Source organism: Yoonia sp. I 8.24 (genome assembly GCF_022096995.1).
Classification (GTDB): Bacteria; Pseudomonadota; Alphaproteobacteria; order Rhodobacterales; family Rhodobacteraceae; genus Yoonia.
Genome location: NZ_JACXGQ010000009.1, coordinates 18,569 through 44,333 on the forward strand (window position 1 = coordinate 18,569; position 25,765 = coordinate 44,333).

Here is a 25,765-nt window from a genome sequence, read left to right on the forward strand (position 1 = left end):
TGGGTGCAAGCGGGGTATATCAAAGCCATGCCGCCGACAAGGAGAGTTCAAATGTCCGATCAGCCATCCGATCAAACGACCCCCGCCCAGCGCGCCCTTGCTGAGGCAGAAGCACGCCGTAAGGCCAGTGGCAAGGATGGCTTGCCGACTGAATTAGGTGGGCGAGACGGGCCTGAGCCGGTACGTTTTGGCGATTGGGAACGCAAAGGGATTGCAGTCGATTTCTAAGCGATGCAATCAGCGGGTAGCTTGCGTCGGGCGTGGTCGCGTTATGCGGCATTGCATCACTCTGCAATTTTCCATATTTTCTGCTCTGCTTTCATGAAGATTTCAGGTAGTCGTAAAGAAAATGGATGCCGCACGCTTAATTTGCGGCCGTCTGAGGGAGTAAGCATGCCGTTATCGATGCTGCGCATTGCCGTGCTGGGATTATGTCTATTGACTGCTGGCTGTAGCCTGCCGCGCGGGGCTGGGTTTCAATCCGAAGTGTTGGCCGCATCCAACGCAGGCAACCGCGAAGAGGGCGAAGAGGCCGTCTATGATTTCGAAGTTGTCGCGGTCACCCGTGAAACATTGCCGGTGATCAATGCATGGCCTAATCGCGATGTGCAGTCTTTTCCTTGGATCGCGAGCCAAGAACAGCCTGCATCGCTGATTATCGCGCCGGGCGATACCGTTCAGCTAACAATATGGGACGCTGAAGAAAACTCGCTTTTGGCCGGGGCTGGGCAGCGCGTCACACCGTTGCAAGATACCAAAGTTGGTGCCAACGGGCGCATTTTTGTCCCTTATATCGGTGATATGCATATTTCCGGCATGTCTGAGATGACAGCGCGCGGGCGTATCGAAGAAGAGCTAAGCCGCACTATTCCATCGGCGCAGGTGCAACTGATCGTCCTGCCCGGCCGCGCGAACATGGCCAACCTGATGACAGGTTTCGGGGCGCCGGGCCTATATGAATTGCCGGACCGGAACTTTAAGCTGCTGGAACTTTTGTCGCTTGCCGGGGGGGCTGACCCGTCGCTTCTGAACCCGCAGGTGAGACTGATCCGTGCCGGGCGCACCTATGGAGTGTCGCTGAAACGGTTGATGGAAGAGCCCGCGCTGAACACGACAATGCGTGGCGGGGACCGCGTGATGATCATTGGTGACGACCGCAATTTTCTATCGCTTGGCGCGACTGGGTCCGAAGCCGTACATCAAATAACCCAACCCGATATGACCGCGCTTGAAGCCTTGTCGACCATCGGCGGTTTGAGCGATGGGGTCGCGAACCCCAAGGGTATCTTGATCATGCGTGAATATGATGCCGACGCAGTGCGCGATGATGTGACAGGTCCTGCGCAGGAACGCGTGGTGTTCACGATGGACCTGACCTCAGCGGACGGGCTGTTTTCGGCAGGCAAATTTATCATCCAGGATGATGATTTGATTTATGGCACCGAAAGCGCGCTTGGGCCCGCTTTGACGGTATTTAGTCTGGGACAAAATATCGCCTCGCTGGTGAACTGATCCTGTTAAAAAAGAATGATGTCATCCGCGAGCGTGGTGGCATCGGTCACGTTTTCAATGGTCAATACATCGCCATCCCCAAAGTCGATTATCATTTGCGTTCCATTAAGCGTCCCATAGATCAGCAAAAGGTCGGCCGCAGATGTGAGCCCGGTCCAAAGGCCCGCATCAAGCGTAATATGGTCTTCGCCTTGTGTGAAATCTGCGATCACATCGCTGCCGCCTTCAAAGATAAATTCATCCGCGCCAGCATCGCCATAGAGAATATCGTCACCTGCCCCGCCGCTGATCGTGTCATTCCCGTCACCGCCGCGCAGAACGTCTTGTCCGCTCCCACCAAAGATATCGTCATCGCCTGCGCCGCCTAGCAGCATGTCAGCACCGGCATCGCCTTCCAAAACGTCATCACCTCCCCGCCCCATAAGCGTGTCATCACTAGCGCCGCCAGTTACGGTATCATTCCCACCACCTGCCATAATCACATCGCGCCCATCACCACCGTTGATCGTGTCATCCCCTACGGTCCCCATGATAAGATCATCGGTTGCGGTGCCATCGGTGGGGCTGGGGCTGGGTGCCCCATCAAATGCGTCACGCAAGTCGTCACTGTTTCCATCTGCGATCAGCGCTGTGCCGGCCAATGGGTCCATGACGCCGGTATCTATAACAGGGGAAGACGGGGGTGATGGATCAGGTGGCGGGGTTGCGGGGCCCGGGTAGCCCGGTGTTGCGCTATTTGGAATGCGGGTCACCCCGATCAGATCAGCGTTGGTGAATGCGCGATAATCGATTGGATTCCCATCAGCGCTATAGATCGTCAGTAGCTCATCGCCGTATCTGATTTCGACACCGTTTGCGGTAATGGTCATGGTGAGTTGGCTGATGTCACGCAGCATAGACCAATTTGACAGATCAATAACGTCTTCACCTAATGTGAAATCGGTAATCGTGTCGTCCATGTCATCAGCAGAGAGGATAAACACATCCGCACCCGCCCCGCCGGTCATCGTATCGCTGCCATCGCCATCACGCAGAATGTCATCGCCTGCGCCTGCTTGCAGATCATCCGGGCCGTCGTGCCCCTGCAAAATATCAGCACCCGCCGTTCCGGCGAGGATGCCGCCAGCAAGCGTAGCAGTGGTCGTGATCCCAGCGGTGCCGATGTCATATCGCAATTTGGTTAGGCCAATTTCGCTACTGCTGGCGACATAAATATCAAGCCCACCGCCTGTCCCGGCCACCGCAATTGCGCTGATATTTTCAAGCCCCATTTCGGTGGTGTCCGCGATATGCGCACGCTTTACCAACTGCCCGCCTTCAAGCAATGTAAACACGGTGATCCCATCATCCGCCCCGCCTGCGATGACATAGGTTTGCCCGTTGTGGGTTACGGTCTCTAGGGCTGTGATCCCGTCAAACCGGGTTTCTAAGGTATCCAGCACATGGTCGCGGATAATCATCTGCCCGCTGGCGTCGATCTCCATCACGCTGATACTGCCGCTTCCGGCCGCGCCGAGTAATACATAATTTGTGCCGTCCACAAGCGCGGTCGCCATGACCGTAGGCGCAGATACCCAAAGGTTTTCGGTGGTGCCAAGGTCTTGTGCCAAGGTCAACGCGCCCGTCGCATCGACCAACCAACTGCTGATGCCGTTGTCCACACCACTTGCAGTCAGAAGCAAGTTTTGGCCGCCGATATTAAGCGAGGCCGTCGCCGATATCTGATTGACATAGCTGCCCGGTGTCCCAGTCAATTGCGTTTGCGTCGTCATGACCCCGGTCGTGTCAAACGTGATTTGCCCGATTCCGGCGGCACCCGCGATGCCACCATAGGCGATCTGTTCCCCAGAAATCAGGGTGATTATCGTAAAGTCCTGGAATCCAGAAAAGCTGACCCCCGCCAGCGCAGTGGTTCCATCAAAGGCCCCATCTGTATCAAGGGTTACGGTTTGCAGGATGCCGCCGGTGCCACCCCCGCTTAGGATCGTGATGCCGCTGCCAGTTTGTACGGCTGCTATCGTCGCTGTGCTGCCAGCGATATCCCCACCGTCGAGCACAAAGCTGTCGATCAGCGCCGGTACCGCCCCGGAAATATCCCAGCCGTTGAGGAGCCCGTCGTATTGGGTTGTGCTGTAAAGCACCTGCACCCCATCTACTGTCATTAAAGACAGATCCGTGATGTGCGAATACGCGAGCTCAGCCCCATTGCTGAGGTAAGTTACCATAGTGATGTCTGACATGCGTGGTCCCCCCCAGGACCAAAGAACAGTCGTCGATCTTTAGGGTCGTGGCGAGGCGGGGCAGGCACATGGTCGAAATGCGGCAGGATCATGGACCTTAGGTCGAAATTGGCTCAATAAATCGGTGAATTTTAGAAGGATGCTACGGGTGTACCTGTGGCGCAGGGGGCGGTAGAACGATCCGACGCAGAAGGTGAAAATCATGAGCACACCCAAATTTGGCACCAGCGGATTGCGCGGCCTTGTCACCGCACTGACACCGGATTGCGTTGGGCAACATGTCACGGCTTTCATCGCGTCTTGTCCGATTGGCACGGGGATTTACATCGGCCACGATCTGCGCCCGTCCTCGCCTGAGATTGCTGCAATGGTTTCCCTTGCGGCGGTGACGGCGGGGGTGCATGTGACGATGTGTGGCGCGGTGCCTACCCCGGCGCTGGCCTTGGGGGCAATGTCCGCAGGCGCCGCGGCGGTGATGATCACGGGGAGCCATATTCCAGCGGATCGCAACGGGCTTAAATTCTATACACCCGCTGGCGAAATCACAAAGGCGCATGAGCAAGCCATCCTTGCTGCATTGGGCAAGACGGTAGCGGTCAATCCCGGCACTCTGTCCCAGAACGACCAAATCTGCACCCAAAATAATGCGCGCTATGTGGCCGCCTATGGGCAGGCGTTGGACGGGATGCGGATCGGGCTTTATGCACATAGCGCTGTGGGGCGTGATCAGCTTGCCGATTTGTTAACCGCGCTGGGCGCGGAAGTGGTGATGCTGGGTTGGTCCGATACATTCATCCCCGTTGATACCGAAGCTGTTTCACCTGCCTTACGCGTGCAATTGCGCGATTGGGCGGCAACGCATGACATCGCGTCAATTGTTTCGACTGATGGCGACGGGGACCGTCCGCTGGTGACAGATGCGGGGGGCATCGTGATTCCAGGTGATATTCTTGGCCAGATCACAGCGCAGGCCTTGGGCGCAGAAACCGCAGTGACCCCAGTGTCGTCGAACACCGGTGTGGATCAAATCCTATCGGTGCAGCGCACTAAGATCGGGTCGCCATATGTAATTGCGGGTATGGAAGCCTGCGCAGGCAAAACCGTTGGCTATGAGGCAAACGGGGGATTCCTTTTGGGGTTTTGTGCGCAAGGACCAAACGGGACATTACCACCATTGATGACCCGTGATGCCATTTTGCCCATGCTCGCGGTGCTTGCCGCAGCACGCCAGCGCAGTGTCGCAGAACTGGTCGCTGATCAACCGGCTCGGTTCACTGCGGCAGATCGCTTGCAGAATGTCGCGACAGATAAGACGCAGGCACTGGTGCGTGAGCTTTCCGAAACGTACGAATCGCGCGCCGCGTTTTTGCGGTGTTTCGAAGGACAAGAAGCCGACATCAATCAAACCGACGGGCTCCGGATAACGCTGCAAGATGGTCGCATCGTTCATCTGCGGCCTTCGGGTAACGCCCCAGAATTGCGGCTTTATGTCGAGGCAGATAGCGCCGATGCCGCGCAAGATATGCTGCGGATTGGGCTAGCTGACATATCTCGCCGCCTTGAAATGTAAAGCACACCGCAATTCACAAAATTCTTGGTGTATTGTGACAAAATGCACAGACTTTAGCACCTAAAAGCTTAGAAATCGGCGTCAGGGCAAGGTTCTTGTGATTTGGTTAATGATTTGTCTAAGGGCTTCTCGTGTGATTTTCACCGGGAAGCCTTTGTCATTTTTGGGGATCGTACCCGTTTGGATTCGCGGATTGCCAAGCCCAGGTGCTTGCAGCCATGTCATTAAGACCATGTTCGGCCCGCCACCCAAGTTCCGCCGCCGCACGTGACGCATCCGCCTGCATGGCCGCAATATCTCCGGCGCGGCGCTCGGCTTGGATTGTTGCGATCTTCTGGCCGCAGGCACTTTCAAAAGCCGCAACCATGTCGCGTACGCTATAGCTTTGCCCGGTGCCGATATTGAAGGGGCGTGCGCCGGGTGTTTTCGTAGCATAGTCGAGCGCCGCGACATGCGCGCGGGCCAGATCAACCACATGGATATAGTCGCGCAGCCCCGTGCCGTCGGGCGTGTCGTAATCATCACCAAACACGGATAGCGCCGGACGTTTCCCGACGGCGACCTGCGCGATATATGGCATCAAATTGTTGGGAATATCTTTGGGGTCTTCGCCGATCTTTGACGAATGATGGGCGCCAACCGGGTTAAAATACCGCAGCAATACGGCGGCGGCACCCTGCGTTGCTTTCGCCCAGCTCGTCAGAATGTTTTCAGCCATCAGTTTGGATTGGCCGTAAACGGACATTGGCGCGGTTGGGTGGGCTTCGTCGTAGGGAAGATAGACAGGTTCACCGTAAACTGTGGCCGAAGAGGAAAAGATGATTGTACGGCACCCCACGCGGTCCATCGCGCGCAGGAGGGCCAGCGTACCGCCCACGTTCACATCGTAATACAGCAGCGGCTTTGCTTCGCTTTCGCCAACCGCCTTAAGTCCAGCAAAGTGGATCACCGCATCCGGGCGAAAAATTTGCATCACTTGATCAAGCATCTCGGGGTCGCGGACATCGCCTGTGTAATCTGCCACTGTACCATTCGACAGGACGCGCACCCGGTTCAAAACCTCGGGCGTGGCGTTCGAGTAATCATCCAGCACACAGACCTCATGGCCTTGGGCCATGAGCTCAAGCAATGTATGGCTACCGATATAGCCTGCGCCACCGGTAACCAGAACGCGCATCAGAAGATGAAGTCGCTGGTGTCCGTCAGCACTGTGCCAGTCAGCAAAATTGCCATATCGTCAACGCCATCATCGTTGCTATCGATGAAAACAGTTGTGTTCCCACCTGACGCATTTAGGGTGACATCCGCGCCGCTGATACCTAGTGCGCTTAGATCAATTTGGTCGGAACCGTTTCCAAAGTCATCTATTGTGTCGCTATTCCCAATAAAGCTGTCAGACATCGCATTAAAGACAAATGTATCTGCGCCAGCGCCGCCCGTTAGTGTATCTGCGCCCATGCCGCCAATGATCGTGTCGGCACCTGCGTCGCCATCGATATCATCATCGCCGCGCCCACCGTACAGCGTGTCGCCGCTACCACCGCCAGTGATGTCGTCGTCGCCACTGCCGCCAAAGATCGTGTCAACGCCAGTCCCGCCATCCAAGTCGTCAAACCCGCTGCCACCATAAATAGTGTTGGTACCGCTGGACACAGTGGCATCATCGCTGCCCGAATCCCCTTGCAATGTGTCATTGCCGCTACCGCCGTCCAGGTCATCGTCGCCCGTGCCGCCCACCAATTCATCGTTGCCACCGTTACCGGTTAGCTCGTTATCGGCGCCATTCCCGATCAACGTATCATCGCCTGATCCACCAATCGCATTTTCGATGACCGCGCCGTTCGCGATTGTATAGCCGCCCGCAACCCCGTCAGCCCCAGAAATGTAACCTCCGCCACCTTCGGCGTAGATCAAAGTTGCTTCGCGTAGGTCGATTGTGACGTCTTTTGTGCCTGAGTAGCTGATTGTGTCTTCGCCGCCCGTATCCCAAATAGAAATCCAAGCGTCGTCATTGTCCGGGATTTCATAGACATTATCGCCGCTATTGTATGTCGTGTTCGCGCCGTAAATCTCTTGCAAAATCGCAATGTCGAGCGCCATAGGTGAAGCGGAGCTCCCGTCGTTTTGCCAGTCCGTTGCAGGGTTGGTATACAGCCCATCATTGTAGGACATGATCGTATAGACGCCCTGATTTAGGTCGTAGTCGCCATAATAGCCAAAGGGATAGTCAGAGTTTCCGGTAAACCCTTCGAGCCCATTTAGAATGCTATCGCCGTCATGGGGGTGGGCAAGGCCCAGCCCGTGCAGTGCTTCGTGAATGATTGTGGAATAGCCTAATCCACCAGCTTCAAGCCCGCCGTCGTTATTCCAGCCATAGCCGCCGCTATTGAACGCGCCCATAAGCTGGCCTGAATAATCCTCTACAGGTGGCAAGTAAAAATACCCCAGTGATCCTGCATTTCCAAAGTCATCAAGGACGAACTGAAAGTCGGCATTAGGGTCACTGGTTTGTGTGAATGTCACGTCGATGTAATTCGAAATCGTCGTAAGCGCTGCCATGAACTGCTGCTGTTGATATGAGGTCCAACCTTCAGATGTGCGTTCACCGGGAACTGCATTGGCGGTGCCACCGCTAGGCACAAAATAGACTGTGATGGTGTCGTACCCAAGGCTACCGCCAGTATCGAGCGTTGAGGCGGGGCAGTTTTCTGACAGACCAGAAACTGATTCAGTTGTATTCGCGAGGGCTTGGCAAGTTTCACACAAGGGATAATTTCTCCTGAGAAATAAGCGTCTAAATAGTTGCGATGCTGTTAAACATCAGAATTACGGCGAAAATTAGCACGGTTGGTAACTTGCGTTCAACGTATAATTCGGAGTGCCGTCTCGCGCACGCATTAGTCACGCGCGTAAATGTCTTCGTAGCGAACAATGTCATCTTCGCCCAGATAGCCCCCGGTTTGCACTTCGATCAAAACCATCGGCAGCTTTCCGGGGTTTTCAAGCCTATGGATGGCGCCAAGCGGGATATAGACCGATTGGTTCTCGCAAAGAATCTGCACATCTTCGCCAACGGTGACTTTTGCGGTCCCTTGTACGACGATCCAATGCTCTGCGCGGTGGTGATGCGATTGCAGAGACAGGGCGCCGCCGGCCTTGACGACGATCCGCTTGACTTGAAAACGATCACCCGTTGCGAGGCTTTCGAACCAGCCCCACGGGCGGTGATCCTTTGGAAAGCATGTCGCCTGCGGTGCGGATTTTTCTTTGAGGATCGCAACGGCTTTTTTGACGTCCTGCGCCCGGTCCTTATGCGTGACCAGCACCGCATCTGGCATGGCGACAGCGACAATATCCTTAAGCCCAATGCCGACGATTGCCTGCGTGTCGACCTCTGAGCGTAGCAAGGTATTGGAACAGTCAATCGCGGTCGCAGGTCCGGAAAGCGCCACGCCATCCGTTTGGGTTTCACGCCAAACAGACGCCCAATCGCCAAGATCTGACCACCCGCTGGCAAAGGGGACGACAGATAGGTTGTCAGCTTTTTCCATCACCGCATAATCGATTGAGATTGCGGGCGCTGTCGTCCATGGTTCAGGCGCTAAACGCAAAAAGCCAAGGTCCGTTTTTGCCTCGGCGATTGCCGCTTGTACCGCCAGAAACATATCGGGACTTGTCGCTTGGTAGGCCCTGAGGATGGCTTGGACCGAGAACAGGAAAATCCCGGCATTCCAAAGATAACGGCCATCTTCCACCATCTTTGCGGCATGGCTTGCATCAGGTTTTTCGACAAAACCCTTGAGAGGTAAAGGGCGTGTTTCTCCGGTTGGTATGGCATCAAGCGCGAGGTACCCATAGCCCGTTTCAGCCCGGTCGGGTTGAATCCCAAAGGTGACCAATTGGCCGCTTTGTGCCGCCGGGGTTGCGGCAGCGACTGCCGCGTCAAACGCAATCTTGTCGGGGATCACGTGGTCTGAGGGGGCGACCAACATTAGCCCCTCTGGATCGGTCTGCGCCAGATGCGCCGCCGCCGCCAATATCGCAGGGCCAGTGTCACGCCCTGCGGGTTCGATCAAAACGGCACCGGGATCGATCCCAATCTCCTGCAATTGTTGTGTGACCGTGAACCGAAATTGGTCAGCAGTGACAACGACTGGACTATTGTACGCGTCGCCCTGCAGCCGGAGCGCGCTGGTCTGGAAGAGGCTTTGGTCGCCGATTATGGGTGCAAATTGTTTCGGGTAGCTTTTGCGTGAAAGCGGCCACAGCCGTGTGCCAGATCCGCCGCATAGTATGACCGGAGTAATCATGCCACCTCTCTCAACCTGCGTTGCGCGCGTGTTCGTCTTTTCGCTGCGCGTTCAACCACTGATAGGTGTTGCTGATCCCATTACGCAAGTTGATTTTCGCGCGCCAGCCAAGGTTGGCCATTGTTTGCACGTCCAGTAATTTGCGTGGTGTGCCGTCGGGTTTTCTGCGGTCAAAGGTGATGGTGCCAGAGAACCCGGTAATATCCGCGATCATTGCCGCGAGTTCTGCAATTGTGATGTCGGTGCCTGTGCCGACATTGATGTGGCTTTGCATTGGGGATGTCGCGGCAGTGTATCGCGCTTTATCCAGTCCTAGAATGAACAGTGCAGCCTTTGCTAGGTCATCGACGTGTAAGAATTCGCGCCGGGGCGTGCCGCTTCCCCAAACGGTTACGGTGTCATCGCCCGCCTGCGTGGCCGCATGAAACCGATTGATCAGCGCAGGCAGCACATGGGCATTTTCGGGATGAAAATTGTCGCCCGGACCGTAAAGATTGGTCGGCATGATTGATCGGTAATCGGTGCCATATAGTCGATTATAGCTTTCGCAAAGTTTGATTCCGGCGATTTTTGCGATCGCATAGGGCTCGTTGGTTGGTTCGAGCAGACCAGTCAACAGCGAAGACTCTCGCAAGGGCTGCGCGGCGTCACGCGGGTAAATGCATGACGACCCAAGAAACAACAGCCGATCAATCCCGGCGTCATGCGATTGATGAATGACATTCGCTGCGATCATCAGATTGTCGTAGATGAATGGGGCAGGGTAGGTGGCATTGGCCATGATCCCGCCAACACGCGCCGCGGCAAGGATAACCGCGTCGGGGCGCTCTTGGCGCAAAAAACCACGGACGGCGCTTTGGTTGGTTAGATCGACTTGCGCGCGCGGTGCCGTCAGGATTTCGTGATCAGTCTGCGCCAGTTGCCGCAGAATTGCGCTGCCAACCATACCGTTGTGCCCGGCCACATATATACGCATGTTTAGGCCTCGATTGTCATCGGCAGGCTTAACCCATGTTCCCTCAGAAGCGCATAGCGCCGTGCCGTTTGCAGGTCTTCGGCGATCATCTCGGCGCACATCTGTTGTGCAGTGATCTGCGGTGACCAACCAAGCTGTGCTCGGGCCTTTGTCGGGTCGCCCAGCAACGTATCGACCTCGGCGGGTCGGAAATAACGTGGATCGATCCGCATGATCACGTCGCCGGGTTTGACCGAAGCGGCGCGGTCACTGGTGACGGCTTTCACCACGGCCATTTCATGAATGCCTTTTCCCTTAAAGGTCAATTGCAACCCGAGTTCAGCCGCCGACCAGCGTATAAAGTCGCGCACAGAATGCTGAACACCTGTGGCGATCACATAGTCTTCGGGCGTCTCTTGTTGCAGCATCATCCACTGCGCGCGCACATAGTCGCGCGCGTGGCCCCAATCACGTAGCGCATCGATATTACCCATATAAATACAATCTTGCAGACCCATTGCGACATTGGCCAGCCCGCGCGTTATCTTGCGGGTGACAAAAGTTTCGCCGCGTCGCGGGCTTTCGTGGTTAAACAAAATGCCGTTGCAGGCGTACATGCCATAAGCTTCGCGGTAGTTCACACAGGTCCAATAGGCGAATAGCTTGGCCACGCCATATGGGCTGCGCGGATGAAACGGGGTTTGTTCAGTCTGCGGGCTGTGCGCGACTTGACCGTAAAGTTCAGAGGTCGAAGCCTGATAAAACCGGGTTTTCTTTTCCAGTCCCAAAAAGCGAATGGCCTCTAGCAGGCGCAACGTGCCCATCGCATCCACATCAGCGGTGTATTCGGGGGCTTCAAAGCTGACGGCGACATGGGATTGCGCACCGAGGTTATAAACTTCGTCGGGCTGAACCTGTGCGACGATGCGGGTCAGGTTCGAGCTGTCGGTCAGATCGCCATAGTGCAGGATGAATCGTGCGTCGTCGGTTTGCGGATCTTGGTAAATGTGATCAATGCGATTGGTGTTAAATTGCGATGCACGGCGTTTAATGCCGTGGACCTCATAGCCTTTTTCAAGCAGAAATTCGGCAAGGTAAGACCCGTCTTGGCCTGTGACCCCAGTGATCAAAGCGCGCTTCACGTAAATTCCCCTCATGCCGCAATTACGATTCGTTAACTACTTTGGTGCCTGAGAGGTCTTAACGACGCGTTAACCGCCGTACGCTGCTTGCAGTGATCATTTACACGGATGGGTCGATACTGCCGGGGATTTCACATTTCCCAAAAGGCGCGATGACCCCATGTCTGATTTTACCCCGAACCTGTCCATGCCGTATATCTTGCCCGCGCAGGCGCAAAAACACGTCACGCATAACGAAGCGATCGAGCTTCTTGATCTGCTCGTGCAGTTGACGCTGGAAGAGAGCGGCGCCACGGTGCCCCCCGCTAGCCCGGCGGAGGGCGAATCTTGGGGGATCGGGACGGGTGCGACGGGCGATTGGGTCGGTCAAGACGGGCAAATCGCAACGTGGCGTGGTGGGGGGTGGCTATTTGTCGCGCCTATCGATGGTTGGACAGCATGGGTGCGCGACATTGGCGAGCTGCAAGTGCTGAATAGTGGGGTTTGGGTCACGAAAGGGGCGGCGTTTGAGCCGCAGAATGTCGCGATGATCGGAGTGAACACGACGGCCGATGCGATCAACCGATTGGCTGTTTCTAGTGAGGCGACGCTATTGAACAATGCAGGCGCTGGGCACCAGCTTAAAATCAATAAGGCGGGGGGCAGCAACACCGCATCACTACTCTATCAAAGTGGATGGTCCGGGCGCGCGGAAATGGGACTTTCTGGCAGCGATGATTTTAGTATTAAAGTCAGCGCAGACGGAGCGTCATGGTTCACAGCCATCGGAATCGATGGCACGGATGGGCGCGTGCGTATTAACCAGGTCTTGCATGTGGAGCCGAGCGCGACGCCCGGAACTGCGGCGGCTGGCGACGTCTACTTTGATTCGACGACGAACAAGTTGCGATGCCACGATGGCACCGGGTGGCAGGACCTCTTTTAAAAGAATTCGGTACGACAACAGATTCGTTAATCAGGGGCGCGGTCTTAATTGACCGCGCCTTTTTTGCTTTTTGACCCGACGTTCGTGGTTTGGCCTCAAAAATGATACCCCAAATCCCTATCCAGCCAGATATGGTGTGGATTAACTGCGCAGGGAACTTGCGACAGCATAGTTGCTCTGCTACATCGCACAGGATTTTGACGCTTTCGTGATCCACGGGGGCCAAACAAGTTGCTTGGTTGTCGCCCTGAATGGGGTGGTGATTGGGCCTAAGACATCGGAAGGGTGGACGTGTCCGAAACTGTTGGTATCTCCACAAGCATTGCGTCGCGTTATGCGACAGCCGTGTTTGACCTTGCCAAAGAAGGCAAGGCCATCAAAGCGCTCGAAACTGACGTAGCGGCTTTGGAAACTGCAATCACTGAAAGCGATGACATGCGTACATTGTTGTCATCACCGCTTTATAGCCGTGAACAACAAGGTTCCGCGATCGCCGCGATTGCAACAAAAATGAAATTGTCTGCATCAACAAGCAATGTATTGGCGCTGCTGGCAAGCAAGCGCCGTTTGTTTGTGTTGCCGCAGCTTTTGGCTGTTCTGCAAGGCATGTTGGCCGAAGAACGTGGCGAGGTGACTGCCGAAGTGACCGCAGCCAAGAAGCTGACAAAAGCGCAAGCCGATAAGCTAGCCAAAACACTTACTGCCCAAGTGGGCAAATCTGTCACCATCAAAGAAACCGTCGATGCCTCTATCATCGGCGGTCTTATTGTCAAAGTGGGCTCTAAGATGATCGATACGTCGATCGCCTCAAAGCTCAACGCACTCCAGAACACTATGAAAGAGGTCGGATAAATGGCGATCCAAGCGTCTGAAATCTCTGCGATCCTTAAGGACCAGATCAAAAACTTTGGCCAAGAAGCCGAAGTGGCCGAAGTTGGCCGGGTACTAAGCGTTGGTGATGGTATCGCCCGCGTTTATGGCCTTGATAACGTACAAGCCGGTGAAATGGTTGAATTCCCCGGTGGTATCCGCGGGATGGCGTTGAACCTTGAAGCTGACAACGTTGGTGTTGTTATCTTCGGTTCTGACCGTGACATCAAAGAAGGCGACACTGTTAAGCGCACAAAATCCATCGTGGACGTTCCTGTTGGTGACGAACTGCTTGGTCGCGTTGTTGATGGTCTGGGTAACCCGCTTGACGGCAAAGGCCCGATCAAAACGAAAAAACGCGCAGTTGCTGATTCCAAAGCGCCCGGCATTATCCCACGTAAATCGGTTCACGAACCAATGGCGACAGGTCTGAAATCTGTTGACTCAATGATCCCCGTTGGCCGTGGCCAGCGCGAATTGATCATTGGTGACCGCCAAACAGGTAAAACAGCGATCGCACTTGATACGATCCTGAACCAAAAATCATACAATGATGCAGCTGCCAGCGAGTCGGACAAACTGTTCTGCGTATACGTTGCGGTTGGTCAAAAGCGTTCAACAGTTGCACAGCTGGTGAAAAAGCTCGAAGAATCCGGCGCGATTGAATATTCAATCGTTGTTGCTGCGACGGCTTCTGATCCTGCGCCAATGCAGTTCCTTGCACCATATGCTGCGACAGCCATGGCAGAGCACTTCCGCGATGCGGGCCGCCACGCGCTGATCATCTATGATGATCTGTCCAAGCAAGCTGTGTCTTACCGTCAAATGTCACTTCTTCTGCGCCGTCCACCAGGGCGTGAAGCTTACCCAGGTGACGTTTTCTACCTTCACTCCCGTCTGCTCGAGCGTTCATGTAAACTGAACGAAGACAACGGTTCCGGGTCTTTGACGGCGCTGCCGATCATCGAAACCCAAGGTGGCGACGTGTCTGCGTTTATTCCAACCAACGTGATTTCGATCACCGACGGTCAGATCTTCCTTGAAACTGAACTGTTCTACCAAGGGATCCGTCCTGCGGTGAACACCGGTCTGTCAGTTTCGCGTGTTGGGTCTGCCGCGCAGACGAACGCAATGAAATCTGTTGCTGGTCCTGTTAAGCTTGAGCTTGCGCAGTACCGTGAAATGGCTGCCTTTGCGCAGTTTGGTTCTGACCTTGACGCCGCGACACAGCAATTGCTGAACCGTGGTGCCCGTCTGACTGAATTGATGAAGCAACCACAGTATGCGCCACTGACAAACGCAGAAATCGTTTGCGTGATTTATGCTGGTACAAAAGGCTACTTGGATAACGTCGGCGTCAAAGACGTTGGCCGTTTCGAGGCTGGTTTGCTCAAGCACCTGCGTACAAACGCATCTGACGTGCTTGAAATGATCACCAAAGAAGATCCAAAGATCAAAGGCGACGCTGAAGCCAAGATCAAAGCCGCTTTGGACGCTTTCGCTGCCGATTTCGCTTAAACCCTAAGATCAAGGAGACGAACACGTGCCTAATCTTAAGGACCTGAAAAATCGGATCGCGTCGGTCAAATCGACCCGCAAGATCACGAAGGCCATGCAAATGGTCGCGGCAGCAAAATTGCGCCGCGCCCAAGAAGCAGCCGAAGCATCACGTCCCTACACAGAGCGTTTCAACGCTGTGATGGGGCAGCTTGCTGCATCGGTTGGCGGTTCAGAAACTGCACCAAAATTGCTGTCCGGTACGGGCAGCGATCAGGTGCAATTGCTGATCGTCATGACGGCTGAACGTGGTTTGTGTGGTGGCTTTAACGGCAACATCGCAAAGCTTGCGAAAACGCACGCGCAAAAATTGATCGCAGACGGCAAGACAGTGAAAATCATCACTGTCGGAAAAAAAGGCCGCGACGCGATCAAGCGCGAGTTGGGCGATTACTTTGTCGATCATGTCGACATGAGTAGCGTCAAACGGCTTGGCTATCTGAACGCACAAGACATCGCCAAAGGCGTGTTGGCCCGCTTTGATGAAAACGAATTTGATGTCGCGACGATCTTTTACGCGCGTTTCGAAAACGTTGTGACACAGCACCCAACCGCCCAGCAAATCATCCCATCTAGCTTTGATGTGGCTGAGGACGCTGACACAACCCTGTACGACTACGAGCCTAGCGAAGAAGAAATTCTAGCTGACTTGTTGCCGCGCGGTGTTGCGACAGCCATCTTCAGCGCCCTGCTGGAAAACGCGGCCTCTGAACAGGGTGCGCGGATGTCTGCGATGGACAATGCGACACGCAACGCTGGTGACATGATCGACCAACTGACTATCGAATTTAACCGTTCGCGTCAGGCCGTCATCACCAACGAGCTGATTGAAATTATTTCGGGCGCGGAAGCGCTCTAGACCCCGGAGAAAACCATTATGGCAAACGCTAAAGGTAAGATCACGCAGATCATCGGCGCCGTCGTTGACGTGCAGTTCGGTGACCACCTGCCTGAGATTTTGAACGCCCTCACCACGGACAACAACGGCAAGTCACTGACACTTGAAGTTGCACAGCACCTTGGTGAAAACACAGTTCGCACAATTGCGATGGACGCGACCGAAGGTCTGGTCCGCGGTCAAGAAGTGACCGACGAAGGCACAACCATCACAGTTCCAGTGGGCGATGCCACACTGGGCCGGATCATGAACGTGATTGGTGAGCCAATCGACGAACGTGGCCCCATCGGTGAAGAAGACCGCCGTTCTATCCACGCTGAAGCGCCAGAATTCGAAGCACAATCGACGGCTTCTGAAGTACTGGTAACAGGCATCAAAGTTATCGACCTTCTCGCGCCTTACGCGAAGGGTGGTAAAATTGGTCTGTTCGGTGGTGCGGGTGTTGGTAAAACAGTTCTTATTCAAGAATTGATCAACAACATCGCGAAAGTGCACTCTGGCTACTCCGTATTCGCGGGTGTGGGTGAGCGTACACGTGAAGGTAACGATCTTTACTACGAATTCATCGAATCCAAAGTTATCGACATGGATGACCTGACCAAGTCCAAAGTGGCCCTGGTTTACGGCCAAATGAACGAGCCTCCCGGTGCACGTATGCGTGTTGCCCTGTCAGGTCTGACAATGGCCGAAGCGTTCCGCGACCAATCTGGTACAGACGTTCTATTCTTCGTCGACAACATCTTCCGCTTTACACAAGCCGGTTCCGAGGTGTCTGCGCTTTTGGGTCGTATCCCATCTGCGGTTGGCTACCAGCCAACACTGGCGACCGACATGGGCGCGATGCAAGAACGTATTACATCAACAAAGAACGGGTCGATTACATCGGTTCAGGCGATTTACGTGCCTGCGGATGACTTGACCGACCCTGCGCCAGCGACATCGTTTGCGCACCTTGATGCGACAACCGTTTTGAACCGTGCGATCTCTGAAAAGGGTATCTACCCTGCGGTTGATCCGCTCGATTCAACATCACGTCTGCTGGACCCAGCAATCGTTGGTGAAGAGCACTACGCCGTGGCTGCTGACGTTCAGCAAATGCTGCAGCGCTACAAGTCGCTTCAAGATATCATCGCGATTTTGGGCATGGACGAATTGTCAGAAGAAGACAAACTGACCGTTTCCCGCGCGCGTAAAATCGAACGCTTCTTGTCACAGCCGTTTGACGTTGCTGAAATCTTCACCGGTTCACCGGGTGTTCAGGTTCCTCTGGACGACACGATTTCTTCTTTCAAAGCTGTTGTTGCCGGTGAATACGATCACTTCCCAGAAGGCGCTTTCTACATGGTAGGTGGCATCGAAGAAGTGAAAGCAAAAGCCGAAAAAATGGCTGCTGACGCAGCTTAATGAACCTGTAAGGAGCCAACATGGCAAACCTACAATTCGATCTCGTTTCACCTGAACGCCGTTTGGCTTCAGTCGAAACAACCGAGGTAATGATCCCCGGTGCTGACGGCGACATGACTGTGATGGCGGGCCACGCGCCAACCATCACAACATTGCGCCCCGGCATTATGCGTGTGACGCATGATGGGACGACCGAGGAATATGTTGTTCTTGGCGGCTTCGCTGAAATCAGCGCAACGGGCGTTTCGGTCTTGGCAGAACAAGCTTTGCACCGCGATGAGATGACGCAAGAGGTTTACGAAAAGCTTATTGCTGATGCCAAAGAGCTGTACAAGAAGCATGAAGAAGAAGTTGAAAATGAACCGGGCCCCGTCGATGAAGCCGCGAAGCTGATCGCGGATATGGTTGCAATGGGCACCCATATCGGGTTGGATTCAGAGCACTCTAACTTCGGTTAAAAATGCGCTAATAATTACAAGGGCCTCGCATCGCGGGGCCCTTTGCTATTGTAGGGTCGCGTTTGTTGGTGAAACGTGACATACAACCTTAAGGATTTTAGAGGGTCGCGAGAGGCGATGCATAGATTAAACAGTAGCACAGTTGGGATAGATCACGGAGATGTGGTCTTGTTTTCAGACTTCGAAGATGACGGCGCAATGTGGCGTGGCAACGGACCACGCCAAAGCCGCGAATACGTGAAATTTGAAACCCAGTATCTGACACCGCCGCATGTGCAGGTGTCCATGTCGATGTGGGATATTTCAAATTCGACGAATACGCGGGCCGATGTTCAAGCCGAAAACATCACTGAAACTGGATTTGAAATTGTGTTTCGCACTTGGGCGGACACACAAGTCGCGCGCGTCCGGATTGCATGGACGTCATTCGGGGAGCTTCCGAATGACGATGGCTGGGATCTGTATTAGCAACAATCGGTGTTGCAATGTTATCGCAAGGGTACATGAATGGCCGGGTAGAATCCGTTTTTCATGACTTTTTTGGTTTTTTTGGCGCAGAGTTTTTCCATTAATCGACGACTATTAATCTATGGAGAATAAGATGATCAAAACAATTGTAACAACGACAGTATTGCTTTGCGCGACAACCGCTCAGGCCGATGGGCTATATTACGGCGGCGGGGTTTCTTTGGTGCAAGGCGACTCACTTGAAGATGTAGCTAGTAGCACTTCGTCTACTGACACGTACGGTGCAATCACTGGGACCGTGGGATACCGCTGGGATCAGGCTGATATGTTCTATGGTGCTGAATTTGGCGCGGATATTGCTGTCGGCAGTGATTTCGAGAACGGTGGGAACACCTGTTCAGATGGTGCTAGCGGACCTTACTATTGTGAACACTACGCAACGACCCGTTTACGCGGTATTGTCGGGATGCCGGTTGGTAATTTCGAGGGTTTTGCATCCTTTGGTTTTGCCGCAGCCAGCGGTAGCGCCGCAACATTTATCACCACGCGCGATGACGCCGTAAATTCTGGATATACGGTTGGGCTGGGTCTGCAGCAGGGCTTTAACGGCAACATGCTGCGGTATGAACTGATCTATGACAACCTTGAAACAAATACGACGAGCCAAGGTGGAGGCTATGAGCCGACGTTCGAAGCGGTCTCGTTGAACGTGTCTTACCTGTTTAACTAACGTTGTTGATGGCACCCTTGTTGAACGGCTGAGGGTGCCATCAAACGCATATCGGCGGCTAGTCCGCCGCGTATAGGCCTTCGTAAATTGGGCCGAGCGTTTTGTGGTCGAACAGGGATGACACGGATGTGCCGTTCCAAGTGTTCAAGATGGCCTGCGCAAACATCGGTGCTGTTGGTACGACCCGGATATTCGGGGCGGCCAAAACGGGTTTTGTTGCGGCGATCGTGTCTGTAATCACTAGGCTTTTCATCGCTGAATTTGTGATCCGGTCAACTGCAGGGCCTGAAAGAACACCGTGGGTGATATAGGAATGCACTTCGCGGGCGCCGTTATCCATCAAGACTTCGGCGGCTTTGCACAGGGTGCCAGCGGTATCAACGATATCATCAACAATAATACACACGCGGTCTTTGACGTCGCCGATAACGGTCATTTCAGCCACTTCTCCGGGCTTGCCACGACGTTTATCAACGATAGACAGGGGCGCACCAAGGCGTTGGGCAAGGTCGCGCGCGCGCGCCACGCCGCCAACATCGGGTGATACCACCATGACGTCTTCCATCCGGTCACGAAAATTATGCATCGCGTCCAATGCGTAGATCGGGGATGCATAAAGGTTATCCACCGGGATATCGAAAAAACCCTGAATTTGCGTGGCGTGCAAATCCAGGGTCAAGATACGTTCAACGCCAGCTTCGACCAGCATGTTCGCAACCAGTTTCGCCGTGATCGGCGTGCGCGCCTTTGACCGGCGGTCTTGGCGGGCGTAGCCAAAGTAGGGGATCACAGCGGTGATGCGATCAGCAGAGGACCGGCGCAGAGCATCGGCGATAATCAGCAATTCCATCAGGTTATCGTTGGCCGGGTTTGACGTCGGCTGAATGATAAACATGTCTTCGCCGCGGACGTTCTCAAACACTTCGACGAAGATCTCGCCATCGTTAAAGCGTTCGACACGGGCGTCGACCAGCCCGACATCCATACCGCGATGCATCGCCATACGGCGTGAAATCGCAGCGGCGAGAGGCTGATTTGAATTTCCAGAAATGAGCTTGGGTGCAGTCATAGTCGGCATTGGGGGGGTCCTTTGGCAGAAGGCAGTAACAAGTACATGACAGATTCGAAGCGTTGACACCGACTAACACAGGGTTACCGTCACGCAAACAATTCGCGGACATCAGGAGACGAAAATGGCCCATATTGACTACTTCTTTGCAACGATTTCACCGTTTAGCTACCTATGCGGGACGCGGCCAGGTGAAATTGCCGCGAAACATGGTGCAACCATCACATATCGCCCCTTGGATATCATGAGCCTGTTCTCCCGCACCGGCGGCACCGCGCCCAAAGATCGCCACCCAAGCCGCATGGAATACCGCGCCCAAGAGCTGCGCCGCCAAACCGCGCAGGTTGGATTGCCCCTGAACCCAAAGCCCGCATTTTGGCCAACGAATCCCGCGCCGTCATCCTATGCGATCATTGCCGCCCAGAATGAGGGGGGAGACGTGGCGGGGTTGGTCCATGCGATCGGCGCGGCCTGTTGGGCTGAAGAAAAGGACATCTCTCAAGAAGACGTGATCCGCGACTGCCTGACCAAAGCTGGGTTTGCACCTGACCTTGCGGATAAGCATATGTTGACCAGTGCAGAAACCTATGCGGCCAACCTTGAAGATGCGGTCGCCAACGGGGCCTTTGGCGCACCATTCTTTATCACCGACACGGATGAACGGTTTTGGGGACAAGATCGGTTGGATGATCTGGACGCTTATTTGGCGGGCTAAAGCCTTAGCCGTGCAGCAGATCAACGAATTGCTGCACGGCATCTTCCGTTACTGACCAATCAGTGACCAAACGCCCGGTCAGCATGCCATCGGGATCACCCGTATGCGGGTCGCCGCCCATCACATAGTAAAACGCGCCGCCATCCAGCATCCGCTTATGTTCACGGCGTGGCATGTCAAAAAAGATGATATTGGCTTGGGGTTCACATTGAAATGTTAACCCGTCGTAATCGCGCAGCCCTGTCGCCAATTGTGTGCAGCGCGCATTCGCGGCGCGCGCCAAATCCAGCCAAAGACCGTCTGCCAAATAGCCTTGCATCTGCGCTGAAAGAAAGCGGTGCTTTGACAAAAGATGACCACCACGTTTGCGGCGCAGCTCAAATTCCCAAGCGAGATCGGGATCAAAGATCACGCAGGCCTCGACACCTAATGCGCCATTCTTCGTGCCGCCAAAGCTAACGGTGTCGATCCCAGCCTTCCACGACATCTCAGCTGCGGTGCAATCGAGCGCGACCAGCGCATTAGCAAAGCGCGCGCCGTCCATGTGAGTTTTCATGCCAAATTCACGCGCCACATCTGTCAACGCGCGAATTTCATCCAAGCTGTATATCGTGCCTTTTTCGGTCACTTGCGTAATCGAAAGCGGTCCACGTTGCGGGCCATGTACGCCGCGATTTTGTTCAGATTCGATTTTGGTGCGCAAGGCGTCCGGTGACATTTTGCCGTCGACTGTCGGCACCAACGTCAGCTTTGCCTGCGAATAAAACTCTGGTGCGTTGCATTCGTCTTCTTGGATATGGGCGACATCGGCGCAAAAGATCGTTTCCCAAGGTTGCGACATGGTTGCAAGCAGCAACGCATTGGCGCTGGTGCCGTTGATGACAAATTCGACTGCTGCCTCGGGGGCTTCAAAAGTGTCGCGGACTTTTTGGCGCGCATCTTGGGTGAATGCATCGCTGCCATAGCCGGGCGCGTAGCCTGTATTGGCTGTAGTGATCGCCGCGATCACCTGTGGATGTACGGGTCCTGCGTTATCGGATGAGAAAAACATCTATGTTGGCTCCTCGATGATGTGGTCTTCCCAGTCGTCTTCGTCGATTTCAAACTCTGGGAGGGTCATGCCGCGCACGGATACGCCGGCGCGGTGGACAGATTCGGGATCGCCTGTGACCAACGGGTGCCAATCAAACAGCGGGCGACCTTCATAGATCAGACGGTAAGCACAGGTTTGCGGCAGCCAATACATTGTATCTGCGATGGTCTTCGGGCTTAGCACGATGCATTCGGGAACGAAGTTATGCCGAATTGAATAATTCCCGCATAGGCAGCTTTGGTCGTCCAGCAATCGGCACGCAACGCGGGTCATCACAACAACGCCGGTATCTTCATCTTCTAGCTTGTTCAGGCAGCATTTCCCGCAGCCATCGCAAAGCGCTTCCCACTCGGGTTGCGTCAGCTTGTCCATCGGTTTGGTTTCCCAAAACCGGTCAGCCAACCCAGCGCGAGTTATTTCATTCGACATCTTGCAATATCTTTCGGGCGGTGTCGCAATCAGCGTTCATTTGCGCGATCAGCGCGTCCAGCCCGTCAAACTTTAGCTCTGGCCGCAGATAGTCGACCAATGCAACCGAAAGGGTCGCACCGTAAAGGTCACCCTTAAAATCAAACAAGTAGCTTTCGCAATTTGGTATATCGCCATCAAACATCGGGCGCACACCAATAGAGGCCGCACCATCGTAGCTGCCTGCGTGCGGGCCGTCTAAGACATCGACCTTAACTGCATAGACGCCAAATTTTGGTGGGTGCAGGCCGGCAATTGACATATTTGCCGTCGGAAACCCAAGCTCGCGGCCACGTTGATCACCGCGAATAATTTCGCCTTCAATCCGGTGCCAATGGTCCAGCATTGCAGCGGCGTCGCGGGGTTTGCCGTCGCTCAGGGCCTGCCGAATGGCGGTGGATGATACATTTGCTGGTCCAATCTTCAGAATCGGGGCCACGGTAACGCCAAAGCCCATTTCATCCCCAAAGGTGCGCAGGTCATCAATCGTACCAGAGCGCCCTTGTCCGAAACAAAAATCGGCACCGACAACGACGTGTTTCAACCCTAACCGATCAGCAATGACGTCTTGCGCAAATGCGCGCGGCGTGAGGCTGGCAAGGGCTTCGTTAAATGGGACCTCGTACAGTTTTTCGACGCCAAGCTTATCCAACCGGTTTGCACGGGCCTCGGCATTCATGAGGCGAAATGGTTTCGAATCGCGTGAAAAATAGCTGCGGGGGTGGGGCTCAAAGGTCATCAGGCCAAGCGGAGCATTCTCAGCCTTGGCGATGTTCCGTGTCAGATCAATCACCGATTGGTGGCCGATATGAACGCCGTCGAAATTCCCAATCGCCGCAGCTGCGCCGCGGTCGCTAGGGTCGATAAAAAGTGTGTCACGAATGATGCGCATGGCCTTGCGTAGCGCGGCCTGCAAAGGGCTGCAACCCTAGTCGAACTTGCGCGATGGTGCGAGAACCGTGGCGTCGCCGACAAGCACCTTTTTGCCGTTCACAAGGCAGCGCGTATTCATTGTCACGCGGCGTTTTGCGTTGTCGATTTCCATCACTTCGACTTCGGTCAGAACCATGTCACCGGGACGCACAGGGGCCAAGAATTTAAGACTTTGCCCCAGATACACGGTGCCATGCCCCGGCAATTGTTCACCGATCACCGCGCTGATCAGCCCGGCAGTCAGCATGCCGTGTGCGATGCGCCCGCCAAAGATTGTATCTTGCGCATAGTCATCGTCGAGATGCACAGGGTTATGATCAGTAGAGACAGTGGCGAACATTTCGATATCTTCATCTGTCACAACCTTGCGTAGGGTGCGGATCATACCGATTTCGATGTCTTCAATGCAGATGGTTCCACGTGGGGCATTATCAAGCATGTCGCGTTCCATTGGGTAATAAAAATCCGATAAGCCTTTCGGCTTTGAAACTTTATTACTTCGCGGCCGCAGAAAAATCAAGTACCCTTAGCGTAATTGTCCGATTGCAAACGTCGCATGCGTTTGCTGCGCGTTCAGATAATCACGCAGCGCCTCTGGATCAGGCTGGGTCACTGTTTTTGTTTCAGCGGCGGCAAGCCCGCCAGAAATAAACAGCACGTCCAAATCTTCTTGCACAGCGCCCAGAACATCAGTGTGAGGCCCATCGCCGATAGCGATAATTGGTGCGTCAGCAGGCAGTTTGTTCAGCGCTGCCAAGCGACGGCGTGCAAGGTCGTAAATGGGGGGGTGTGGTTTGCCGAAATACAGGCTTTCGCCGCCCATATCAGTATAAAGCTGGGCCAACGCGCCCGCGCACCATTCACGTACCTCACCACGATCCACAACAATATCAGGGTTCGCGCAGAGCAGCTTGAGCCCTCTTTGTTTCGCAAAAAGGAAATCCGCGCGGTTCACATCGACATCGGCCATCGGATCAAACGGGCCGCAGCACACGATTCCTTCGGCCTGATCTAGCGGCACGCGCTGAATATCGACTGGGTTTTCGATCACCGACAATGGCTTAAAAAAATCATCGTCGCGCGGGCTTTCACCCATGAAATAGACTTTCTCGCCCACGATTCCACGGTACATTGCCGCACGTGCGCTATCGCCCGAAGTCGCAATCGCATCCCATGCGTCTTCGGGAATACCAAAGCCAAGGATTTGACGTGCAACTGATTCCCACGGGCGCGGCGAATTGGTGACAAGCACCACAATACCACCGTTGGCGCGATAGGCTTGCATTGCGGCGACGGCATCAGGAATGGCCGTGATCCCGTCGTGCATACAACCCCATAGGTCAACAAAGGCCGCGTCGTATTGGCCCGAGATGTCTGCGAAAGTTTCGATAATCCGGGTCATGGCGCGGCCTTTGTACAGGGTGTTTTAAGCTTTGAGGTTCGGGATGATCTGCTTTTTACGGCTCATGATGCCGGGCAGAACAACACTGTCACCTTCGACAATGGCGTCGAATGATTTTTCAGCCACAGATTTCACAATGTCGTTCGGGATGAACATTGTTGCCTCTTCGTTCAGAATGTCGACAACGAACAACAGAACTTCATCGACGCTATCTTCTTTGGCGACCTTTGGCATGGTTTCCATGATGGATTTCTGGCGGTCCAAGATGATTTTCGGCGCAGTGGTTTCTAGAACTGAAACGCGGAATTTCTTGCCATCAACGCCGTATTCTTTGCTGTCCATGCGCAAAAGTTCCGCGTCAGAGAATTCGGAGACGTCTGATTTAGCTTCGAACATTTCAGATGCATAGGCTTCGAGATCGATTTTCAAATCTGCCGCCAGTGTTTCTGCTAGCTCTTTATCCATCGATGTTGTGGTTGGCGAGCGGAACGCCAATGTGTCAGACAGGATGCAAGACAGCATCAGCCCTTTGACGCCCTCGGGCATATCAGCGGCCTTTTCGCCCATCATTTCGTGCATGATTGTCGCGGTGCAGGCCAATGGGCGGATGGTGATGTTAATTGGGTTTTTGGTTTCCAGACCGCCCGCCAGTTTATGGTGGTCGATGATCGCCAAAACGTCAGCGTTGTTGATGTTCGCTGGCAGTTCAGCGGGGTTGTTTGTATCGACAATCACACATTTCTGGTCGTCTTCGACATCGGCGATCACTTCGGGGAGATCAAATTCCCAGCGCTTGGCGACAAATGCGGCTTCGGTGTTGGGGGCGCCCAGCAACGCAGCTTTGGCTTCGATGCCTGTGTGGTTCAAAAACCATTCCCAAATCAGGGGGGATCCGGTGCTGTCGGTGTCGGGGGCTTTGTGGCCAAAAACAAGAGTTGTCATGTGTGATGCTTTCTAAGGGAGACTTTGACCGCCTTATAAAACCACACCAAGCGACTGTCACCCCATGGTCTTAATGGTGTAAGGTGGATCGAGATCCACCCTAC

25 protein-coding genes are annotated in these 25,765 nt (G+C 54.4%); 12 read left to right on the top strand and 13 right to left on the bottom strand.

The features are described 5' to 3' along the window. Positions 1-51 precede the first annotated feature (51 nt). The gene (locus tag Yoon_RS15725) at positions 52-228 is read left to right on the top strand and encodes a DUF1674 domain-containing protein (RefSeq protein WP_238113484.1); all 177 of its coding nucleotides are present in this window, start codon (positions 52-54) and stop codon (positions 226-228) included. Positions 229-393: 165 nt separating this feature from the next. Beyond that, positions 394-1,512, top strand: coding sequence for a polysaccharide biosynthesis/export family protein (locus tag Yoon_RS15730; RefSeq protein ID WP_238113485.1), 1,119 nt, complete (start codon positions 394-396; stop codon positions 1,510-1,512). 5 nt (positions 1,513-1,517) lie between these two features. Here Yoon_RS15730 and Yoon_RS15735 read toward each other — a convergent pair whose 3' ends face one another. Further along, positions 1,518-3,752, bottom strand: coding sequence for a calcium-binding protein (locus Yoon_RS15735; RefSeq protein WP_238113486.1), 2,235 nt, complete (start codon positions 3,750-3,752; stop codon positions 1,518-1,520). A 202-nt stretch (positions 3,753-3,954) separates the two neighbouring features. Here Yoon_RS15735 and Yoon_RS15740 point away from each other — a divergent pair, with 202 nt between their 5' ends. After that, positions 3,955-5,322: a phosphomannomutase gene (locus Yoon_RS15740; protein WP_238113487.1), complete on the top strand. Its 1,368-nt coding sequence runs from the start codon at positions 3,955-3,957 to the stop codon at positions 5,320-5,322. 157 nt (positions 5,323-5,479) lie between these two features. Here Yoon_RS15740 and galE read toward each other — a convergent pair whose 3' ends face one another. The 5 genes from galE to gmd form a co-directional block, all read right to left on the bottom strand. Beyond that, a complete protein-coding gene (galE, locus tag Yoon_RS15745) occupies positions 5,480-6,499 on the bottom strand; it encodes a UDP-glucose 4-epimerase GalE (protein WP_238113489.1) in 1,020 nt (339 codons plus the stop codon). Continuing rightward, complete coding sequence (locus tag Yoon_RS15750) at positions 6,499-8,088, bottom strand: M10 family metallopeptidase C-terminal domain-containing protein (RefSeq protein ID WP_238113491.1); 1,590 nt, start codon at positions 8,086-8,088, stop codon at positions 6,499-6,501. Before Yoon_RS15750 ends, galE begins: the two co-directional genes overlap by 1 nt. 131 nt (positions 8,089-8,219) lie before the next feature. Then, positions 8,220-9,632 carry a mannose-1-phosphate guanylyltransferase/mannose-6-phosphate isomerase gene (locus tag Yoon_RS15755; protein ID WP_238113493.1) on the bottom strand — a complete coding sequence of 471 codons (1,413 nt, stop codon included), beginning with the start codon at positions 9,630-9,632 and terminating at the stop codon, positions 8,220-8,222. 10 nt (positions 9,633-9,642) lie between these two features. Continuing rightward, positions 9,643-10,608: a GDP-L-fucose synthase gene (locus Yoon_RS15760; RefSeq protein ID WP_238113494.1), complete on the bottom strand. Its 966-nt coding sequence runs from the start codon at positions 10,606-10,608 to the stop codon at positions 9,643-9,645. Between the two features lie 2 nt (positions 10,609-10,610). Then, entirely contained in the window at positions 10,611-11,729 is a 1,119-nt protein-coding gene (gene gmd / locus Yoon_RS15765; protein ID WP_238113496.1) for a GDP-mannose 4,6-dehydratase, read from the bottom strand. 160 nt (positions 11,730-11,889) lie between these two features. On the opposite strand from gmd, the gene Yoon_RS15770 reads away from it, so the two are divergent. The 8 genes from Yoon_RS15770 to Yoon_RS15805 all read left to right on the top strand — a co-directional run bounded on the left by Yoon_RS15770 (position 11,890) and on the right by Yoon_RS15805 (position 19,039). Next, positions 11,890-12,654 carry a DUF2793 domain-containing protein gene (locus Yoon_RS15770; RefSeq protein ID WP_238113498.1) on the top strand — a complete coding sequence of 255 codons (765 nt, stop codon included), beginning with the start codon at positions 11,890-11,892 and terminating at the stop codon, positions 12,652-12,654. A gap of 285 nt (positions 12,655-12,939) precedes the next feature. Next, entirely contained in the window at positions 12,940-13,506 is a 567-nt protein-coding gene (locus tag Yoon_RS15775; protein WP_238113500.1) for a F0F1 ATP synthase subunit delta, read from the top strand. After that, positions 13,507-15,042 carry a F0F1 ATP synthase subunit alpha gene (atpA, locus tag Yoon_RS15780; RefSeq protein WP_238113502.1) on the top strand — a complete coding sequence of 512 codons (1,536 nt, stop codon included), beginning with the start codon at positions 13,507-13,509 and terminating at the stop codon, positions 15,040-15,042. 25 nt (positions 15,043-15,067) lie between these two features. After that, positions 15,068-15,940, top strand: a complete 873-nt coding sequence (locus Yoon_RS15785) for a F0F1 ATP synthase subunit gamma (protein ID WP_238113503.1) — start codon at positions 15,068-15,070, stop codon at positions 15,938-15,940. Positions 15,941-15,958: 18 nt separating this feature from the next. Next, positions 15,959-17,383 carry a F0F1 ATP synthase subunit beta gene (gene atpD, locus Yoon_RS15790; RefSeq protein WP_238113504.1) on the top strand — a complete coding sequence of 475 codons (1,425 nt, stop codon included), beginning with the start codon at positions 15,959-15,961 and terminating at the stop codon, positions 17,381-17,383. A 20-nt stretch (positions 17,384-17,403) separates the two neighbouring features. Then, positions 17,404-17,841: a F0F1 ATP synthase subunit epsilon gene (locus tag Yoon_RS15795; RefSeq protein ID WP_238113505.1), complete on the top strand. Its 438-nt coding sequence runs from the start codon at positions 17,404-17,406 to the stop codon at positions 17,839-17,841. Positions 17,842-18,003: 162 nt separating this feature from the next. Further along, entirely contained in the window at positions 18,004-18,309 is a 306-nt protein-coding gene (locus Yoon_RS15800; RefSeq protein WP_370642199.1) for an H-type lectin domain-containing protein, read from the top strand. Positions 18,310-18,442: 133 nt separating this feature from the next. Next, positions 18,443-19,039 carry a hypothetical protein gene (locus Yoon_RS15805; RefSeq protein ID WP_238113507.1) on the top strand — a complete coding sequence of 199 codons (597 nt, stop codon included), beginning with the start codon at positions 18,443-18,445 and terminating at the stop codon, positions 19,037-19,039. A gap of 58 nt (positions 19,040-19,097) precedes the next feature. On the opposite strand, the gene Yoon_RS15810 is transcribed toward Yoon_RS15805, so the two are convergent. Beyond that, complete coding sequence (locus Yoon_RS15810; protein ID WP_113774966.1) at positions 19,098-20,117, bottom strand: ribose-phosphate pyrophosphokinase; 1,020 nt, start codon at positions 20,115-20,117, stop codon at positions 19,098-19,100. A gap of 115 nt (positions 20,118-20,232) precedes the next feature. Between Yoon_RS15810 and Yoon_RS15815 the strand changes: the two genes are divergently transcribed. Next, complete coding sequence (locus tag Yoon_RS15815; RefSeq protein WP_238113508.1) at positions 20,233-20,823, top strand: 2-hydroxychromene-2-carboxylate isomerase; 591 nt, start codon at positions 20,233-20,235, stop codon at positions 20,821-20,823. A 4-nt stretch (positions 20,824-20,827) separates the two neighbouring features. On the opposite strand, the gene Yoon_RS15820 is transcribed toward Yoon_RS15815, so the two are convergent. From Yoon_RS15820 to Yoon_RS15845, 6 genes are all read right to left on the bottom strand, one after another. Further along, a complete protein-coding gene (locus tag Yoon_RS15820) occupies positions 20,828-21,874 on the bottom strand; it encodes a low specificity L-threonine aldolase (protein ID WP_238113510.1) in 1,047 nt (348 codons plus the stop codon). Then, complete coding sequence (locus Yoon_RS15825) at positions 21,875-22,345, bottom strand: YcgN family cysteine cluster protein (RefSeq protein WP_238113512.1); 471 nt, start codon at positions 22,343-22,345, stop codon at positions 21,875-21,877. It abuts the gene before it with no gap. Further along, positions 22,335-23,276 (bottom strand): bifunctional riboflavin kinase/FAD synthetase, encoded by a 942-nt coding sequence (locus Yoon_RS15830; protein WP_238113514.1) that lies wholly within the window; start codon positions 23,274-23,276, stop codon positions 22,335-22,337. The genes Yoon_RS15825 and Yoon_RS15830 overlap by 11 nt, the downstream gene beginning before the upstream one ends. A 36-nt stretch (positions 23,277-23,312) precedes the next feature. Beyond that, positions 23,313-23,756 carry a MaoC family dehydratase gene (locus Yoon_RS15835; RefSeq protein WP_238113516.1) on the bottom strand — a complete coding sequence of 148 codons (444 nt, stop codon included), beginning with the start codon at positions 23,754-23,756 and terminating at the stop codon, positions 23,313-23,315. Between the two features lie 87 nt (positions 23,757-23,843). Then, positions 23,844-24,719 (bottom strand): TIGR01459 family HAD-type hydrolase, encoded by an 876-nt coding sequence (locus Yoon_RS15840; RefSeq protein WP_238113518.1) that lies wholly within the window; start codon positions 24,717-24,719, stop codon positions 23,844-23,846. Between the two features lie 24 nt (positions 24,720-24,743). Then, complete coding sequence (locus Yoon_RS15845) at positions 24,744-25,661, bottom strand: manganese-dependent inorganic pyrophosphatase (protein WP_238113520.1); 918 nt, start codon at positions 25,659-25,661, stop codon at positions 24,744-24,746. Positions 25,662-25,765: the final 104 nt, after the last annotated feature.

Coding starts and splice junctions, on each gene's coding strand:
- Yoon_RS15815 (WP_238113508.1), top strand. CDS start 20,233: ATGGCCCATATTGACTACTTCTTTGCAACGATTTCACCGTTTAGCTAC.
- Yoon_RS15740 (WP_238113487.1), top strand. CDS start 3,955: ATGAGCACACCCAAATTTGGCACCAGCGGATTGCGCGGCCTTGTCACC.
- Yoon_RS15770 (WP_238113498.1), top strand. CDS start 11,890: ATGTCTGATTTTACCCCGAACCTGTCCATGCCGTATATCTTGCCCGCG.
- Yoon_RS15810 (WP_113774966.1), bottom strand. CDS start 20,117: ATGCCGACTATGACTGCACCCAAGCTCATTTCTGGAAATTCAAATCAG.
- Yoon_RS15830 (WP_238113514.1), bottom strand. CDS start 23,276: ATGCGCATCATTCGTGACACACTTTTTATCGACCCTAGCGACCGCGGC.
- Yoon_RS15725 (WP_238113484.1), top strand. CDS start 52: ATGTCCGATCAGCCATCCGATCAAACGACCCCCGCCCAGCGCGCCCTT.
- Yoon_RS15755 (WP_238113493.1), bottom strand. CDS start 9,632: ATGATTACTCCGGTCATACTATGCGGCGGATCTGGCACACGGCTGTGG.
- Yoon_RS15805 (WP_238113507.1), top strand. CDS start 18,443: ATGATCAAAACAATTGTAACAACGACAGTATTGCTTTGCGCGACAACC.
- Yoon_RS15735 (WP_238113486.1), bottom strand. CDS start 3,752: ATGTCAGACATCACTATGGTAACTTACCTCAGCAATGGGGCTGAGCTC.
- Yoon_RS15820 (WP_238113510.1), bottom strand. CDS start 21,874: ATGTTTTTCTCATCCGATAACGCAGGACCCGTACATCCACAGGTGATC.
- Yoon_RS15760 (WP_238113494.1), bottom strand. CDS start 10,608: ATGCGTATATATGTGGCCGGGCACAACGGTATGGTTGGCAGCGCAATT.
- Yoon_RS15835 (WP_238113516.1), bottom strand. CDS start 23,756: ATGCTTGATAATGCCCCACGTGGAACCATCTGCATTGAAGACATCGAA.
- galE (WP_238113489.1), bottom strand. CDS start 6,499: ATGCGCGTTCTGGTTACCGGTGGCGCAGGCTATATCGGTAGCCATACA.
- atpA (WP_238113502.1), top strand. CDS start 13,507: ATGGCGATCCAAGCGTCTGAAATCTCTGCGATCCTTAAGGACCAGATC.
- Yoon_RS15730 (WP_238113485.1), top strand. CDS start 394: ATGCCGTTATCGATGCTGCGCATTGCCGTGCTGGGATTATGTCTATTG.
- Yoon_RS15795 (WP_238113505.1), top strand. CDS start 17,404: ATGGCAAACCTACAATTCGATCTCGTTTCACCTGAACGCCGTTTGGCT.
- Yoon_RS15845 (WP_238113520.1), bottom strand. CDS start 25,661: ATGACAACTCTTGTTTTTGGCCACAAAGCCCCCGACACCGACAGCACC.
- Yoon_RS15825 (WP_238113512.1), bottom strand. CDS start 22,345: ATGTCGAATGAAATAACTCGCGCTGGGTTGGCTGACCGGTTTTGGGAA.
- atpD (WP_238113504.1), top strand. CDS start 15,959: ATGGCAAACGCTAAAGGTAAGATCACGCAGATCATCGGCGCCGTCGTT.
- Yoon_RS15840 (WP_238113518.1), bottom strand. CDS start 24,719: ATGACCCGGATTATCGAAACTTTCGCAGACATCTCGGGCCAATACGAC.